The organism is Enterococcus sp. DIV2419 (assembly GCF_051711865.1).
Lineage (GTDB): Bacteria > Bacillota > Bacilli > Lactobacillales > Enterococcaceae > Enterococcus > Enterococcus faecalis.
Map to the genome: position 1 here is coordinate 974,552 of NZ_JBIONS010000001.1, position 14,491 is coordinate 989,042.

Annotated in this window: 17 protein-coding genes; 14 read left to right on the forward strand and 3 right to left on the reverse strand. The window is 36.9% G+C overall.

Annotated elements, in window-relative coordinates; all coding sequences use genetic code 11:
* The first annotated feature begins 5 nt into the window (after positions 1 to 5).
* The 10 genes from IGI97_RS04605 to holA all read left to right on the forward strand — a co-directional run bounded on the left by IGI97_RS04605 (position 6) and on the right by holA (position 8,855).
* A complete protein-coding gene (locus IGI97_RS04605; RefSeq protein WP_080390954.1) occupies positions 6 to 1,130 on the forward strand; it encodes a CAP-associated domain-containing protein in 1,125 nt (374 codons plus the stop codon).
* Positions 1,127 to 1,561 (forward strand): YlbF family regulator, encoded by a 435-nt coding sequence (locus IGI97_RS04610; protein ID WP_002356689.1) that lies wholly within the window; start codon positions 1,127 to 1,129, stop codon positions 1,559 to 1,561. The genes IGI97_RS04605 and IGI97_RS04610 overlap by 4 nt, the downstream gene beginning before the upstream one ends.
* The gene (locus IGI97_RS04615) at positions 1,551 to 1,901 is read left to right on the forward strand and encodes a YlbG family protein (protein WP_002359714.1); all 351 of its coding nucleotides are present in this window, start codon (positions 1,551 to 1,553) and stop codon (positions 1,899 to 1,901) included. The genes IGI97_RS04610 and IGI97_RS04615 overlap by 11 nt, the downstream gene beginning before the upstream one ends.
* A 59-nt stretch (positions 1,902 to 1,960) precedes the next feature.
* A complete protein-coding gene (gene rsmD / locus IGI97_RS04620) occupies positions 1,961 to 2,554 on the forward strand; it encodes a 16S rRNA (guanine(966)-N(2))-methyltransferase RsmD (protein WP_077932795.1) in 594 nt (197 codons plus the stop codon).
* Position 2,555: 1 nt separating this feature from the next.
* A complete protein-coding gene (coaD, locus tag IGI97_RS04625) occupies positions 2,556 to 3,047 on the forward strand; it encodes a pantetheine-phosphate adenylyltransferase (RefSeq protein WP_002356693.1) in 492 nt (163 codons plus the stop codon).
* Entirely contained in the window at positions 3,034 to 4,104 is a 1,071-nt protein-coding gene (locus IGI97_RS04630) for a SepM family pheromone-processing serine protease (RefSeq protein ID WP_002394720.1), read from the forward strand. The genes coaD and IGI97_RS04630 overlap by 14 nt, the downstream gene beginning before the upstream one ends.
* 62 nt (positions 4,105 to 4,166) lie before the next feature.
* Positions 4,167 to 4,844: a helix-hairpin-helix domain-containing protein gene (locus IGI97_RS04635; RefSeq protein ID WP_016634873.1), complete on the forward strand. Its 678-nt coding sequence runs from the start codon at positions 4,167 to 4,169 to the stop codon at positions 4,842 to 4,844.
* Positions 4,845 to 4,966: 122 nt separating this feature from the next.
* Positions 4,967 to 5,470, forward strand: coding sequence for a ComE operon protein 2 (locus tag IGI97_RS04640; RefSeq protein WP_002356697.1), 504 nt, complete (start codon positions 4,967 to 4,969; stop codon positions 5,468 to 5,470).
* Positions 5,471 to 5,504: 34 nt separating this feature from the next.
* On the forward strand, positions 5,505 to 7,769 hold the full coding sequence (locus IGI97_RS04645) for a DNA internalization-related competence protein ComEC/Rec2 (RefSeq protein ID WP_438738786.1): 2,265 nt from the start codon (positions 5,505 to 5,507) through the stop codon (positions 7,767 to 7,769).
* A 57-nt stretch (positions 7,770 to 7,826) separates the two neighbouring features.
* The gene (gene holA / locus IGI97_RS04650; RefSeq protein WP_002364451.1) at positions 7,827 to 8,855 is read left to right on the forward strand and encodes a DNA polymerase III subunit delta; all 1,029 of its coding nucleotides are present in this window, start codon (positions 7,827 to 7,829) and stop codon (positions 8,853 to 8,855) included.
* A gap of 51 nt (positions 8,856 to 8,906) precedes the next feature.
* On the opposite strand, the gene IGI97_RS04655 is transcribed toward holA, so the two are convergent.
* Positions 8,907 to 9,848: a ketopantoate reductase family protein gene (locus IGI97_RS04655; RefSeq protein ID WP_078126961.1), complete on the reverse strand. Its 942-nt coding sequence runs from the start codon at positions 9,846 to 9,848 to the stop codon at positions 8,907 to 8,909.
* 168 nt (positions 9,849 to 10,016) lie between these two features.
* Here IGI97_RS04655 and IGI97_RS04660 point away from each other — a divergent pair, with 168 nt between their 5' ends.
* The gene (locus IGI97_RS04660) at positions 10,017 to 10,574 is read left to right on the forward strand and encodes an acyl-CoA thioesterase (protein WP_002382741.1); all 558 of its coding nucleotides are present in this window, start codon (positions 10,017 to 10,019) and stop codon (positions 10,572 to 10,574) included.
* An 86-nt stretch (positions 10,575 to 10,660) separates the two neighbouring features.
* Here IGI97_RS04660 and rpsT read toward each other — a convergent pair whose 3' ends face one another.
* Complete coding sequence (gene rpsT / locus IGI97_RS04665; RefSeq protein ID WP_002356703.1) at positions 10,661 to 10,912, reverse strand: 30S ribosomal protein S20; 252 nt, start codon at positions 10,910 to 10,912, stop codon at positions 10,661 to 10,663.
* A gap of 210 nt (positions 10,913 to 11,122) precedes the next feature.
* On the opposite strand from rpsT, the gene IGI97_RS04670 reads away from it, so the two are divergent.
* From IGI97_RS04670 to IGI97_RS04680, 3 genes are read left to right on the forward strand one after another with little or no spacing between them, the layout of a single operon-like run.
* Positions 11,123 to 12,157, forward strand: a complete 1,035-nt coding sequence (locus tag IGI97_RS04670; RefSeq protein WP_438738080.1) for an inorganic phosphate transporter — start codon at positions 11,123 to 11,125, stop codon at positions 12,155 to 12,157.
* A 12-nt stretch (positions 12,158 to 12,169) separates the two neighbouring features.
* A complete protein-coding gene (locus IGI97_RS04675; RefSeq protein WP_002356705.1) occupies positions 12,170 to 12,793 on the forward strand; it encodes a DUF47 domain-containing protein in 624 nt (207 codons plus the stop codon).
* An 18-nt stretch (positions 12,794 to 12,811) separates the two neighbouring features.
* Positions 12,812 to 13,597, forward strand: a complete 786-nt coding sequence (locus tag IGI97_RS04680) for a ChbG/HpnK family deacetylase (RefSeq protein ID WP_252671405.1) — start codon at positions 12,812 to 12,814, stop codon at positions 13,595 to 13,597.
* A 38-nt stretch (positions 13,598 to 13,635) separates the two neighbouring features.
* Here the strand turns inward: IGI97_RS04680 and IGI97_RS04685 are convergent, their stop codons facing one another.
* On the reverse strand, positions 13,636 to 14,466 hold the full coding sequence (locus tag IGI97_RS04685; protein WP_002356708.1) for an undecaprenyl-diphosphate phosphatase: 831 nt from the start codon (positions 14,464 to 14,466) through the stop codon (positions 13,636 to 13,638).
* Positions 14,467 to 14,491: the final 25 nt, after the last annotated feature.

The following is a 14,491-nucleotide window of genomic DNA, read 5'->3' on the forward strand; positions in this document are numbered from 1 at the left end:
AAAAAATGAAGCGATTTTGGGCCTTTACTGCTGTTTTTTTAACAGTTCTACTCATCGGATATTTAGAGCCAGTTTTTTTCCCTGCTGAAAAACCAACCGAAACAGCTCAAAGTGGGCGCTTATCCAGCGCTCACACCGCTGTTCCTCATGAAGAATTGCCAGCTTCTGGCTACGCAGCATACATAGGGAAAGATGTGGAAACCTTTATCCGCCAGTTTGGCAATCCTAAAGAAAAAATTAAAACAGGTCGTACGTATGAATTATGGACGTTCGGTTTGACGATGAATGATTACTTAGAAGTCAACGTTCGAGAAAATAAAGTCATCGCAATTAAGGCCTTTAACAATGACAAAATGATAGAACCGTTTAAGATAGATATGAAGCTTGCTGACTTGTCTGATTTAATGACGATTTATTCGAATTTTGCATTTAATTTTCATCATGAAGCTTACGATGTCGAGCTGATGGAAGAAGATATGAACTATCGACCACTGGTTGCTTTTGATAATGGCAGTTTTGCAGTGTTATTTTTTAATCAGCGGACAGGCGGTTTAATGGCAGTTAATTATGTCAATAAAGAAACGTTGCTCACGGAAATGCCGTATCAATTAAATGAAGGTTCTCCTTTGCCAGTTGATATAACGCAGTCAATGACCTTCGATCCTGTTCAAAGTAACCAAGCGATTTATGTCATGAATCTGGTTAAACAGCAAGAAAATCAAGCTGCTTTTTCAGTCTCTACACAAAGTCAAAAAGATGCCCAAACATTGTATCAAACGATGGCTAACCATACACCAACAATTTTGTCGGCAAATCGACAAGCAGAATTGTTACAAACGAGAGAGGAACATACAGCCATTCATCCCTTTCATTTGACTAAGGACGAATTTTCTTTATTAGTTAAAACGAGCAAACTTTCGTTGAGAGAACCAGCAGGTATTTTCCAAGAACCTGTTTATGATAGTACCTTTACTATTTTGTCATGGTTTTCGGACCCGCAATATGATAGCTATTTTGCTGAGTCAGAAATGACAGAATTGGGCGTTGCCTTTTCCAACGAAGGTGTGTTAGTCTTATTAGAGAAACGACCAGAAAATAGGCAAATCACGGAGAGTAGTGAAAAGTTATGATTGTAACAGAACATTTATTTGCAATTGAAGATCAAACAGAATGCTTAATTTCAGCACTTTTAGAAAGTGATGCTGTTCAAAACTATAAAGAAACAAAAAAAGCTATGTATGCTTCGGCGGAAGTTGCTCAGTTACAAAAAGCATTTTTAGAAGCTAAGTCAGCCTTTGAACGAGTAGAAGCTTATGGAATTCATGCACCCGATTTTCGGGAGAAACAACGAGCCCTACGTAAAGCGAAGCGGGCGCTTGATTTAAATGAAATCGTTGCAAATTATCGTTTTGCTGAGACAAACGTTCAAACGTTGCTAGATACAATTGGTTTAAAGATTGCGCAACTAATTTCTGAAGATATTAAAGTAGATGCTGGAAATCCTTTCTTTGAACGAGGAAAGAAACATTCAGGTTGTGGAGGAAGCTGCCATGCAAGCTAAAGAAGAAAAAGAATTTACGCTTCAAGAGCGTCGTTGCCTAATTGTTTGGGTATACACATTAAAACCGTTAAAACAGTTACGCCGATATGGACTGATTCACTATGTTTCACGAAAAATGAAATATGTGGTGATTTACATGAATGAAGAAAATATTGAAAGTAACATGGAAAAAATTAATCAGTTACATTTTGTTCGTAGTGTCGATAAATCGTATCGACCAGATGTCGAAATGAATTTTGCTGAAAAAATTGGTACCAAAGCGGCTTATCAAGAACAAGAAGACGACGGCTATGTAGTAGAGGAATTATCTACAGAGATTCGCTTAGCAGAGAATGTCTAATGCAAAAGAGTGAGAAATGTTATGAGAAATTTCAAACATTTTTCACTCTTTTTGTTATAATGAATTATAAAAGAATGATTGATAAAGGAGTCGAAACAATGCGTGTTATTTCTGGAGAATATGGTGGCCGGCGCCTGAAAGCGTTAGATGGCGACAATACTAGGCCCACAACAGATAAAGTAAAAGAATCTATTTTTAATATGATTGGTCCATATTTCGAAGGTGGAATGGCGCTGGATTTATATTCAGGAAGTGGCGGGTTAGCGATTGAAGCCGTTTCTCGTGGAATGGACAAAAGTATTTGTATTGAAAAGAATTTTGCTGCACTAAAAGTAATTAAAGAAAATATTGCGATTACAAAAGAACCAGAAAAATTTGAAGTTAGAAAAATGGATGCTAATCGTGCCTTAGAACAGTTTTATGAAGAGAAGCTACAATTTGATTTGGTCTTATTGGATCCGCCCTATGCCAAACAAGAAATTGTTTCACAATTAGAAAAGATGTTAGAACGGCAGTTATTAACAAACGAAGCCGTTATCGTTTGTGAAACAGATAAAACTGTCAAATTACCGGAAACGATTGGTACACTAGAAAAAACAAGAGAAACCGTTTACGGAATCACTCAAGTAACGATTTATCGTCAGGAGGCGTAAGATGCGTAAAATTGCTCTATTTCCCGGAAGTTTTGATCCGATGACAAATGGTCATTTAAATTTGATTGAACGCAGTGCGAAGTTATTTGACGAAGTCATCATTGGCGTTTTTATAAATACAAGTAAGCAAACATTATTTACGCCAGAAGAGAAAAAATATTTAATTGAAGAAGCAACTAAAGAAATGCCAAATGTGCGTGTTATCATGCAAGAAACCCAGTTAACTGTGGAAAGTGCAAAATCATTAGGGGCTAATTTTTTGATTCGTGGCATTAGAAACGTCAAAGACTACGAGTACGAGAAAGACATTGCTAAAATGAATCAACATCTGGCGCCAGAAATTGAAACGGTTTTTCTATTAGCAGAAGAACCATATGCACATGTAAGTTCCAGTTTACTAAAAGAAGTTTTACGTTTTGGGGGCGATGTGTCTGACTATCTTCCTCCCAATATTTATCACGCGTTAAAACAAAAGAAGAATGACTGGAGCTAAAATAATGAATAAAAAAACAGAAAAATTTTCGTTTAAATCACTCATTCCAATGGTATTGGCATTGCTGCTAATTGGTTTGTTTATCGTCCCAATTCCTTATTATATTGAAGGACCAGGAACGACAGAAAATTTAAAAGAGTTTGTAACTGTTGATGGAAAAAAAGATACGCAGTCAGGTGCTTTTTATTTAACAACGGTGGGCATTCGTTCGGCCACTATTTTTTCTGCCATAAAAGCAAACTTTTCGGATTTTCAAGAAGTCATGTCCAAAAAAGAATTAATGGGAGATAGTAGTAATAGCGAATATAATCGAATTCAACAATACTATATGGATTCCTCAAAAAACGCCGCAATTGAGCAAGCCTTAAAATTAGCGAAGGTTCCATATGAGATGAAATTTAAAGGCGTCTATGTGTTAGCGATGGAAGACAACTCAAGTTTTAAAGGAAAAATTGAAGTTGGCGATACCGTGACAGGCGTGGATGGCAAATCTTTTAAAAGCAGTGAAGAATTAATGAATTACATTAAAGCACAAAAAGTGAATCAAAAAGTCACTGTTCAATTTATTCAAGATGGCAAAACAAAAGAAGCGACCGGTAAATTAATTGAATTGCCAACAGATAAAAAAGCGGGGATTGGTATTGGTTTGACTGATCATACAGAAATTGATTCTTCTATCCCAGTATCTATTGAAGCGGGTGATATTGGTGGGCCATCGGCTGGTTTAATGTTTACTTTGCAGACCTATGAACAATTAAGTCATAAAGATTTACGTAAAGGTCATGAAATTGCTGGAACAGGTACGATGAACAGTCAAGGAATCGTTGGTAGAATCGGTGGCATTGACAAAAAAGTTGTAACTGCCAGTGAGAACGGCGCAGAAATTTTCTTTGCACCCGATGATGAAATAACTTCAGAAATGAAAAAAGTTGAGCCAAAAATCAAATCGAATTATCAAGAAGCACAAGAAGCTGCGAAAAAAATTGGGACAAAAATGAAAATTGTCCCAGTAAAAACGGTTCAAGATGCCTTGAACTATCTAGAAAAATTAAAATAAAAGTGTGCCTGGACCAAAAATTACTAGTGATTTTTGGTCCAGGCGCATTTTTTTGTTAAAAAATGCGTAATTATATTTTGAAGGGAGGACAAACGATGGATTGGTTGAAACAGTTACCCAAAAAGTGGCTATTGCTAGGTAGTGGTGCGTCTATAGTTATTTTGATAACTCTATTCGTGGGCATTTATTTGATGGTTAATAAGGAGCCACGAGTAGACACCACAATGTGGGAGGAGACAAGCCTGACCACTACGGCAGAGGTCGCCACAGATGCCACAAAAGAAAGGGCAGAAACAATGATCTATGTTGATATTAAAGGCGCAGTGAAAGTACCAGGAATCTATCAACTAAAAAATCAGCAGCGGATTTGGGATGCTTTAGCTTTAGCTGGAGGTGTGAGCGAGGAAGCTGATACTACCCAGGTCAATTACGCTCAAAAAGTAAAAGATCAAATGATTATTTACGTGCCCAAAAAAGGAGAAGCAGTGGCACAGTCATTAGAAACGCTGCAGGAATCAGCACCTGCTCAGCAAAATCAGGAGGAAAAAATCAACCTTAATACGGCAACAGAAGCAGAGCTGCAAACGATTTCAGGAATCGGTGCGAAAAAAGCACAAGAGATTATTCGCTTTCGTGACGAACAAGGACCGTTTAAAACCGTCGAGGAACTGAAAAATGTTCCAGGTATTGGAGAGAAAACAGTAGAACGTTTAAAAGACATGTTGACAGTGACTGGCTAACTTTTAACAGAAAATTCCTGAGAATTCTTGACTATGGGATGCGGATAACATACTATTTGTAATAAGATTAAATGATTTGGCAAATCGAACACAGGAGTCATTAAAAATAAAGGAGGTTTATTATGGAACGAATTCCATGGGACCAATATTTTATGGGACAAAGCGTCTTATTATCATTAAGAAGTACTTGCACACGGTTAACTGTCGGAGCAACCATTGTTCGCGACAAACGAATTATTGCAGGAGGTTACAATGGTTCAGTCAGTGGCGGAACGCATTGTATTGATGAAGGATGTTATGTTGTTGATAATCATTGCGTTCGAACAATCCACGCAGAAATGAATGCAATTTTACAATGTGCGAAGTTTGGCGTCCCTACAGAAGGGGCAGAAATTTATGTGACACATTTCCCTTGCCTGCAATGTACAAAGATGATTTTACAAGCAGGGATTAAAAAGATTTATTATTTAAAGGATTACCGTAATGATGCGTACGCCCTAAATTTAATTGAACAAGTAGGAGCCACGGTTGAAAAAGTGACTTTAGTACCAAAATATTTTGCCGAATTACAATGGGGAGAAGAATTTGCCACACTTGAGGACAATCCTTCCTCAGCTGAGGAATAATTGGTTCTTCGTAGCTCTACTGACTAGTTGTGGACTGTGGTGTTTTTTCGCACCTAGTTTATTAGGAGCTCTTCTTTTTTCTATCACTGTTATCCGTATTGTCTGTACAAAAAGTTTTCCTGTTATATTGGGAGGTTTTTTGTGCAGTTTTTTAATAGTAGGGGGCATATTGATTTTCCAGTGGTTAAAGCCAGTCTCTTTGTTGCCTAAAGAAGTCCGCTTGTCAGGACAGCTAACGATATTACCAGATGAAATACAAGTAGATGGTGATCAAGTAAAATTTCCTGCCAATTGGATCGTAAAAGGCAAAAGGCAGAAAGTACTGGCATTTTATCAATTAAAAAGTGTGAAAGAAAAACAGCAATGGCAACAACTAACCACAACCATTCAGGCAACCGCTGTAGGTATTTTAGACTCGCCCCAAGGTCAAACCAACAAAAATGGCTTCAATTATCAACTATTTTTAAAGAATCAAGGAATCGAAGCTATTTTATTCATTGAGGAGATAGGACAACCGCGTCCTTTTTTTTCTTGGCGGTTTAAAGAAATCATTAGCGGCTGGCGGAAATGGGCGATGGTACATATTCAGAAAAATTTTGTTGAGACTAGTGCAATGTATATGAATGCGTTGCTCTTAGGTTTTCGTAATGAAGAATTTGCTGAAATAAGCGATAAATTTTCAGCATTAGGCATTTTGCATCTTTTTAGTTTGTCAGGGATGCACGTTTCTTTTTTCCTTCGTTTATTTCGCTTGCTAATGCTAAGAATTGCTCGCCGAACGCAAGAAAGTTATTTTTTGTGGCAATGCGGTTTTTCACTGATATATGCTGGTTTAACAGGATTCTCAGTCAGTGTCATGCGGGCGCTTTTACAAACAAACCTCAATACGTTCAATCGACGGTTTAATTGGCAGGTTCCGGCCCTCGATTGTTGGAGTTTAACTCTCTTAGTGCACTTGATTGTTCAGCCAACCCTCTTTTTTTCAGTCGGCGGTCAATTTAGTTACTTACTTTCTTTTGTTCTGCTGTTTTTAGAGCAAACATTGGTTGGTTATTCTTCGCCTTTCATTAAAAATTGTTTAGGCTCTTTCCTATTGGCTGTGGCTTCCTTACCTATTTTAGTCCAATCATTTTATGAATGGCCCTTGTTAGGAAGTTTCTTAACATTTCTCTTGTTACCAATTTTTGAACGGTTCTTGTTACCGCTTTTGACGTTGAGCTTTTTTCTAGTGATTATTATGCCAGCACGTTATTTAGCAGCCTTGCTCGAACCACTATTTTTAACAATGAATGGCTTATTTGAGTGGGTGCTAGTTCACTTAAATCCGAAGCTGACCATCGGCTATTTAAATTCTTGGATACAAATTAGTTTGTTATTACTAATCGGACTTTCAATGATTTATTTAGCAGACAAGTCTAAAAAAATTTTTTTCTCAATCGGACTACTAATTGTTTTGATAAATAGTAAATACCTTTCGCCAATTGGCATTGTTGCAATGATCGATGTAGGCCAAGGGGATAGTTTGTTTATCCAAGCGCCTTTTCACAGAAAAAATACACTGATCGATACAGGTGGTCGGTTGTCTTTTGACAAAGAAGCTTGGCGGCAACGGAAAAATAGTCGATCAGGAGCGGAATATTCAGTGATTCCTTTTCTCAAAAGTCAAGGAGTCAAACGTTTAGATGAAGTGATCATCACACACGCACATGAAGACCATTTTGGCGATTTATTAGCCATTGCGCAGAAGGTTCCAATTTCTGTTCTTTATTTTCCTAAAGGAGCAGCTGAAGCCAATTTTTCGTTTCGCCAAGTCTTGAAACAACTCCAAAAAAGCGGGACAGACTGTCGGCCAATTTTAGCGCCCAAGCGAATTAATGGGCCCGTTTCTTTTCAAATTTTATCACCAAATAAGAGCAGTATTGGGGGCAATAATGACTCGATAGTGTTTTCCACACAATTAGGCGGACGGCATTTTTTATTTACTGGTGACTTGGAAGCCGAAGGAGAAGAACAAGTGTTGGCTCGCTATCCCCAGTTGAAAATCGACATCTTGAAAGTCGGTCATCATGGTAGTAAAACGTCGTCTACTAAAAGATTTATCAAACAGCTTAATTCGCGAGAAGCATTGATTTCAGCTGGACTGAATAATCGTTTTAAACATCCTCATCAGGAGACATTAGCGACGCTGGAGGAGCAAAAAATAAATTATTATCGGACCGATCTTCAAGGAATGATTTATTATCAATGGTTACCTTGGCAAGGGCTTTCTAAAGCCAAATTTGTTAAAGAACAAGACTAGTATTTCCAGAAGTAACATGATAGGATAAACAAGAGAAACGAGAAAAGGAGCGAGCCAATGGAGTTACAAAAAGCTTTGAAAGAAGTGCGAGAGCAAAAAATCGCTCCAGTGTATTTATTAATAGGAACAGAACTTTATTTAACTGAATTATTTAAAACAACATTGATGAAAGAATTGTTGACGGAAGAGGATGATCAATTTAACTTTTTCTCATTTGATATGGAGGAAACACCTTTAAGTGCAGCGATTGCTGAAGCGGAAACAATTCCGTTTTTTGGTGATTATCGCCTTGTCTTTGTGGAAAATCCTTACTTTTTAACTGCCGAAAGAAAAACAAACGGTGTGGAACATGATGTCAATCTTTTATTGAATTATTTGGAAAGTCCATCACCAACAACTGTTCTTGTTTTTATGGCCTCATATGAAAAATTAGATGAACGCAAAAAAGTTACCAAAGCATTGAAAAAAAATGCCACAGTGGTTGACGTCAATCCAATGGATGAAAAGGCTATTCGTCAGTATATTTCTCAAACGATTGAGAGCGAAGGGTACACTATTCGCTCCGATGCTTTTGATTTATTACTTCAATTGACAGACTTGAACTTATCAAAAATTATGGGAGAATTACAGAAGCTGTATTTATATGCCCTTGAGACGAAGACAATTACACGAGGTGCGGTTCAAGAATTAGTCCCTAAGTCTTTGGAACATAATGTTTTTGACTTAACCAACGAAGTACTTTCTGGAAACAGTGAAAAAGCTGTTCAATTGTATGAAGATTTACTTTTACAAGGAGAAGAAACCATTAAGTTAAATGCAATCTTATTGAATCAGATTCGCCTTTTTCTACAAACAAAAATTTTGGCTAAGATGGGCTATCAACAAGCGAATATTGCTGATACATTAAAGGTTCATCCTTATCGAGTCAAGTTAGCGTTACAACAAGTCCGACGATTTGAATTGTCTCGATTAGAAAGACTTTATGATGAATTAGTTGAAAATGATTACCGCATGAAAACGGGCCAAATGGATAAAGAATTACTATTCCAATTATTTATTTTAAAATTGACTGCGCAAGCAAAATAAGAAAGTGCCAGAGACAATCGTCATACAACGATTGTCTCTGGCACTTTCTTATTATTTAGCTCCTAATAGTTCTTCTTTTCCGTGAACAAGCTGTGTCAACATGGCACAGAAAGGTGTTGCTACGTTGTATTTTTGTCCTTTGCGCCAAACAGCACCATTAATGTAATCAATTTCTGTGAGACGATGATTTTTAATTAAATCTTGATACATAGACGGATAGTGCAAGCCAATACCGTTTGGATCATAAGTTTGAGCAATATGTGTATAGACTTCTGCTTGATCTAAATGAATGGCTTCTTTTTCTGCGACTGCTGCAAATTCACTGATTAATGTTTTAACAAGGGATTCACTAACAGGTAGTGCACCAAATTCGGCAATATTACAATCAAGGATTGTACACAAACCGTTTAGCGTGCCATTGACACAGGCTTTCCGCCAAATAGAGTAGCGAACATTGCTACTATAGCTTGGATTTAAACCAGCTTTTTGGAAGACATCAACGACTTCTAAAGCAAATTCTTTACCAGAAGGATCAATATTTTCTAATTCAATTTCGCCATCACCTAAAAGTTTAACACGTCCCGGTCCTTCTAAACCAGCTGTCCACATGGTAATGCCAACCAAGATGTTTTCTTTTGGTACATATTTTTCTAGTACATCTTCATGACCTAAGCCATTTAATAAACATAGTACATATGTTTTTTCGGTAATCATTGGTTGAATCGCTTTAAACATTGCATCTAATTGTTGTGCTTTGGTTAAAGCGATAATTAAATCTACTTGTTCATTTTGATGGTCAATTTCTTCTGGTGAGAAGATTGGTAGTTTTGCGACAACTTCTTCTCCATTAAAATCAGCGATTAAACCATTTTTACGAATGGCTTCAATGTGCGCGGGCCATTGATCGATTAAAGTTACATCATTTCCGCCTTGATGCAACATAATTCCTAAACGGCTGCCCATAGCGCCGGCACCAGCAATTGCAATTTTCATGTGTATCCATCTCCTTAAAAGTTCTTTAACCGTTATTATTATACAGCAACTTTCTTAAAAATGAATAAATGGGACTTGCAAATTTGTTATTTTTTAAATGTTTCCTAAAAAGTAAGGATTGCATCAAATGGTAAAGTAAGCTAAAGTAAAGCGTGGAAAAGTTTATAAATGAAAGTAGAGGAATCGTTAATGACGAAAGAAAAATTTTGTCGAGAATCACGAGTGATTCAAACACATCGTGTATTTCCCTTTGATTTAAATCCCTTTGGTGCACTATTTGGTGGGAAATTAATGTCTTTAATTGATGACGCCGCATCCATTTCCGTTTCACGACATTGTCGGAGAGGGGCAGTTACAGCATCTTTAGATAACTTGAATTTTTTAAAACCTTTAAAAGAAAATCACTCAGTGTGTGTTGAAACGTTTGTTTCTGGCGTGCATCATAAATCGATGGAAGTATTTGTTAAAGTTGTAGGAGAAGATTTAACAACTGGAGAGCGTTATTTAGCGGCGACTTGTTTTACAACTTTTGTAGCCATTCCGTCTCATATGAATCCTGAAAGTGACTTCCAATTAGCGGCAGTCGTCCCAGAAACTGCAGAAGAAAAGTTGATTTGTTCCAATTATGAAACGAGACGACAACAACGTTTAGCTTTGCGAGAAGAGACTAAATTATTTAGTCAACATCTCACAACAGATTTACCGTGGATTGATTCACCTTTATAAAAAAATGTCCGAGTCTTTGTGAAAACAGACTTGGACATTTTTTGATGAAAAAAGAAGCTAACATGAATGCTAACTTCTATCTCACATTATTTAGCTAATTTGCTTAAACGAATTTTATCGCGGTTAGCTTTGTTTTTATGGATTAAACCTTTAGTTGCAGCCATATCAACAGCTTTAACAGCTTCGTTGTATAAAGCATCGACGTTATCAGCTCCAGCAGCTACAGCTTCTTCAAATTTCTTGATTGCTGTACGCATTGCGTTTGTTTGAGATGAATTTTTCGCATTCGCGTTAGCACTTGTACGTACGCGTTTGATTGCAGATTCGATATTTGGCATTTGTTTCACCTCCGATGATTTAGGTTTTACACTGGTCAGCCAATGTAATTCAACAGTAATCATTATACCTAATCCATTGTTCCATTGCAATAAAAGACGACAAGTTTTTTTCCTTAACAGACAATTTCAAGAAAAAAATAAGAAAATTTGCCAGAGCCTTAAGAAAAAAGCATACATTTTTTTTAAAACATGCTATGATAAAATAGATAAATGAAAAATGGTGGTGTCTTTGTGAGTATTGCATTATTGGTAACGATTACTTTGGTAATGGGTGTAATTTTTGTTAACGGTTGGACGGATGCGCCGAACGCAATTGCAACCGCTGTCTCGACTCGGGTGTTAAAACCGAATGTCGCAATTTGGATGGCTGTTGTGATGAACTTTTTAGGTGCATTAGTCATGACCTTTTTTAATGCCCAAGTAGCTGAAACGATTAGTAACATTGTTAGTTTTGACGCAAATGGAAACGCTTCACAGGTGGCTTTGGCTGCTTCGCTTTTTTCAATTGTGGTTTGGGCAGTTGCTGCGTGGTATTTTGGTATTCCCACAAGTGAAAGCCATGCGTTAATTGCCGGCTTGACTGGTTCGGCAATGGCATTAGGTGGTTTGGGTGCAGTCAATGGCTCGGAATGGATCAAAGTGCTTGTTGGTCTAGTTGTTTCTACCGTTATGGGCTTTGGCGGCGGTTATTTGATTGCCAAACTTGTTGTGAAAGCTTTCTCGGCTGTGCCTAGAAGAAAAGCCAACAAATTTTTTACAGTTGGACAAGCCTTTGGTGCAGGAGCTAATGCTTTTTTACATGGTGCGCAAGATGGGCAAAAATTTATGGGCGTGTTCATGTTAGTGCTTTTTTATAATAATTTAGTCGAAAAAACAGGTGGCGGTTTTGTGATTCCGTTATGGGTTATGGTTCTGTGTTCCATTACAATGGGCATCGGAACTTCTGTGGGCGGCATGAGAATCATTAAATCAGTCGGGATGGATATGGTAAAACTCGAACGCTATCAAGGCTTCACTGCAGATTTAAGCACGGCTATTTGTTTATTTTTAGCATCGGCTTTTGGGATTCCAGTTTCAACTACTCATACAAAAACGACAGCGATTATGGGAGTAGGTGCTTCTAAGCGAATCTCAAGTGTTGACTGGCATATCGTGAAAGAAATGCTGATAGCATGGATTTTAACTTTCCCAGGATGTGGGCTGATCGCTTATGTGATGTCAAAATTATTTATTGCAATTTTTTAAGGAGAGAAAAACATGGCACGTAAAAAACAATTTGATTATTTTGGAGAATTAAACCAGTTAGCAACAAATGCTTATGAAGCGGCAAAGGTTTTGCAAGAAATTGTAGACAATTATTCATTAGAAAACTTAGTAAAAAAATCAGAAGCGATTCATCAATTGGAAAAAGAGAATGATGAAATTGTTCGCAAAATTTTAAATGAACTCTATATTTCCTTTATTACGCCAATTGATCGAGAAGATATTGTCGATATTACGGATCACTTAGATAACATTATCGATAGCATTAATAGTTTGTCTTATTTACTTGATCATTTAGTTGTCGAAGAAATGATTGCGCCCGCGCTAGAATTAACTGCTTATATTGTTAAAGCGACAGAAGGCGTTAAATCAGCAACGAAGGAATTTGCAAAATTTAAGAATTCCAAAACGTTAGTTTCATTGATTGATGAAGTGAATACGATTGAATCTCAAGGCGATAAATTATACAGTAGCGCCATGAAAGATTTGATGACTAACGAAAAAGATTTATTAAAAGTTATCAAGTGGAAAGATGTTTATGATCAGCTTGAGCGCACGATTAATGATTGTGAATCAGCTGTTAATATTATTGTCGGAATTGTCATCAAAAATACGTAAAGAAAAGAGGGGGAGCTGTTGGTTAAAGTAATTGTTGATGCTGATGATTTTGGGATGTCAGAAGCGATTAATCATGGCATTATCAAAAGTTATGTCGATGGTTTAACAACGTCGACACTTTTGATGCCCAATTTACCAACAGCAGAACACGCCGTTGCGTTAGCAAAAAATTATCCAGGATTATTTGTAGGTCAGCATACGAATTTTTTATTAGGGAAACCTTGTGCGGACCCATGTATGATTCCTTCACTGGTAGATGAACAAGGCAATTTTCATCGCTCTTCTTATTATCGTCAACAAAAACAAGTAACCTTCGTATATGAAGAAGTACGACTTGAAACGATTGCGCAATTGACGCGCTTTAAGGAACTAACTGGACATTATCCTGAACATTTTGATTGCCATTCAATTGGTGATGAAGTGGTTGATCAAGTATTTTTAGAATTAGCAGAAGAGTACGGACTTCATACAACCCTGAAATATAGTGGGGAAAAAGAATATCCACCGCAACAAGGTTATTTCCAGGTGACACATTTGTTAGAGTCTGGGGCGTTATCTTATATTCACGAAGGCGTATCAGTGGAGAATTTTTTAAAAGATGACTTTGGTTTATTACGGATGCCGGAATCGGCAATTGCTGAGATGCATTTTGATGTTGGGTATTTGGATCAATTTGTGTTAGACAATTCTTCTTATACCACTTTACGCTGCAAAGAATTAGCAACGATTTGTGATCCTTGTGTTCGTCAGTGGTTTGAAGAACAGGGGATTGAGCGAATAACGTTTGGCGATTTAAAAAAATAAAACCGTTGCTTTCACTGTTGAAAGCAACGGTTTTATTTTTATGAGAATAACCAGTAGCCAATTAAAATCGCACCTAAAATTACACGATACCAACCGAAAACTGTAAAATCGTTTTTCTTCAAGTAATTCAATAAGAATTTAATCGCAATGATGGAAACAACGAAGGCAACAATAGAGCCAGTTAATAAAATAATGATTTCTTCTGATCCAAACGTATTTCCTTTGGCCAAGAATTTAAAGATTTTTAAAAAACTTGCTCCAAACATTACTGGAATTCCTAAGAAAAATGAAAACTCTGTTGCAACAAAACGTGAGGCCCCAATTAAGATTGCCCCTAAAATGGTCGCTCCTGAACGTGAAGTTCCTGGAATTAATGCCAGTACTTGGAAAGCACCAACGATTAAAGCGGCTTTATAAGTGAAGTCTTTTAGATTAGTACACTTCGGTGCAACATTTTTATTTCGTTTTTCAATGATAATAAAAGCAATCCCATAAACAATTAACATAATCGATACTGTTAAAAAGTTATAAAAATGTGCATCTAAATAATCATCAAATTTTAGACCAATAACTGCCGCTGGTAAACAAGCGACTAAGACTTTAGACCAAAGAATCCAAGTATCTTTTTTCTCTTCGCCATTTTTCTTTGGTGAGAAAGGATTCAATTTGTGGAAGTATAAAATAACAACCGCCATAATCGCTCCCAATTGGATAACGACGTTGAACATTTCCATAAAATCTTTACTTAGATCGAGTTTAATAAACTCATCCACTAAAATTAAATGTCCGGTACTACTAATTGGAAGCCACTCGGTAATTCCTTCGATAATACCAAGAATAATTGCTTTCCATAGGTTAGCAAAAAGCATGTCACCATTCCTTTCTGAAATAAAT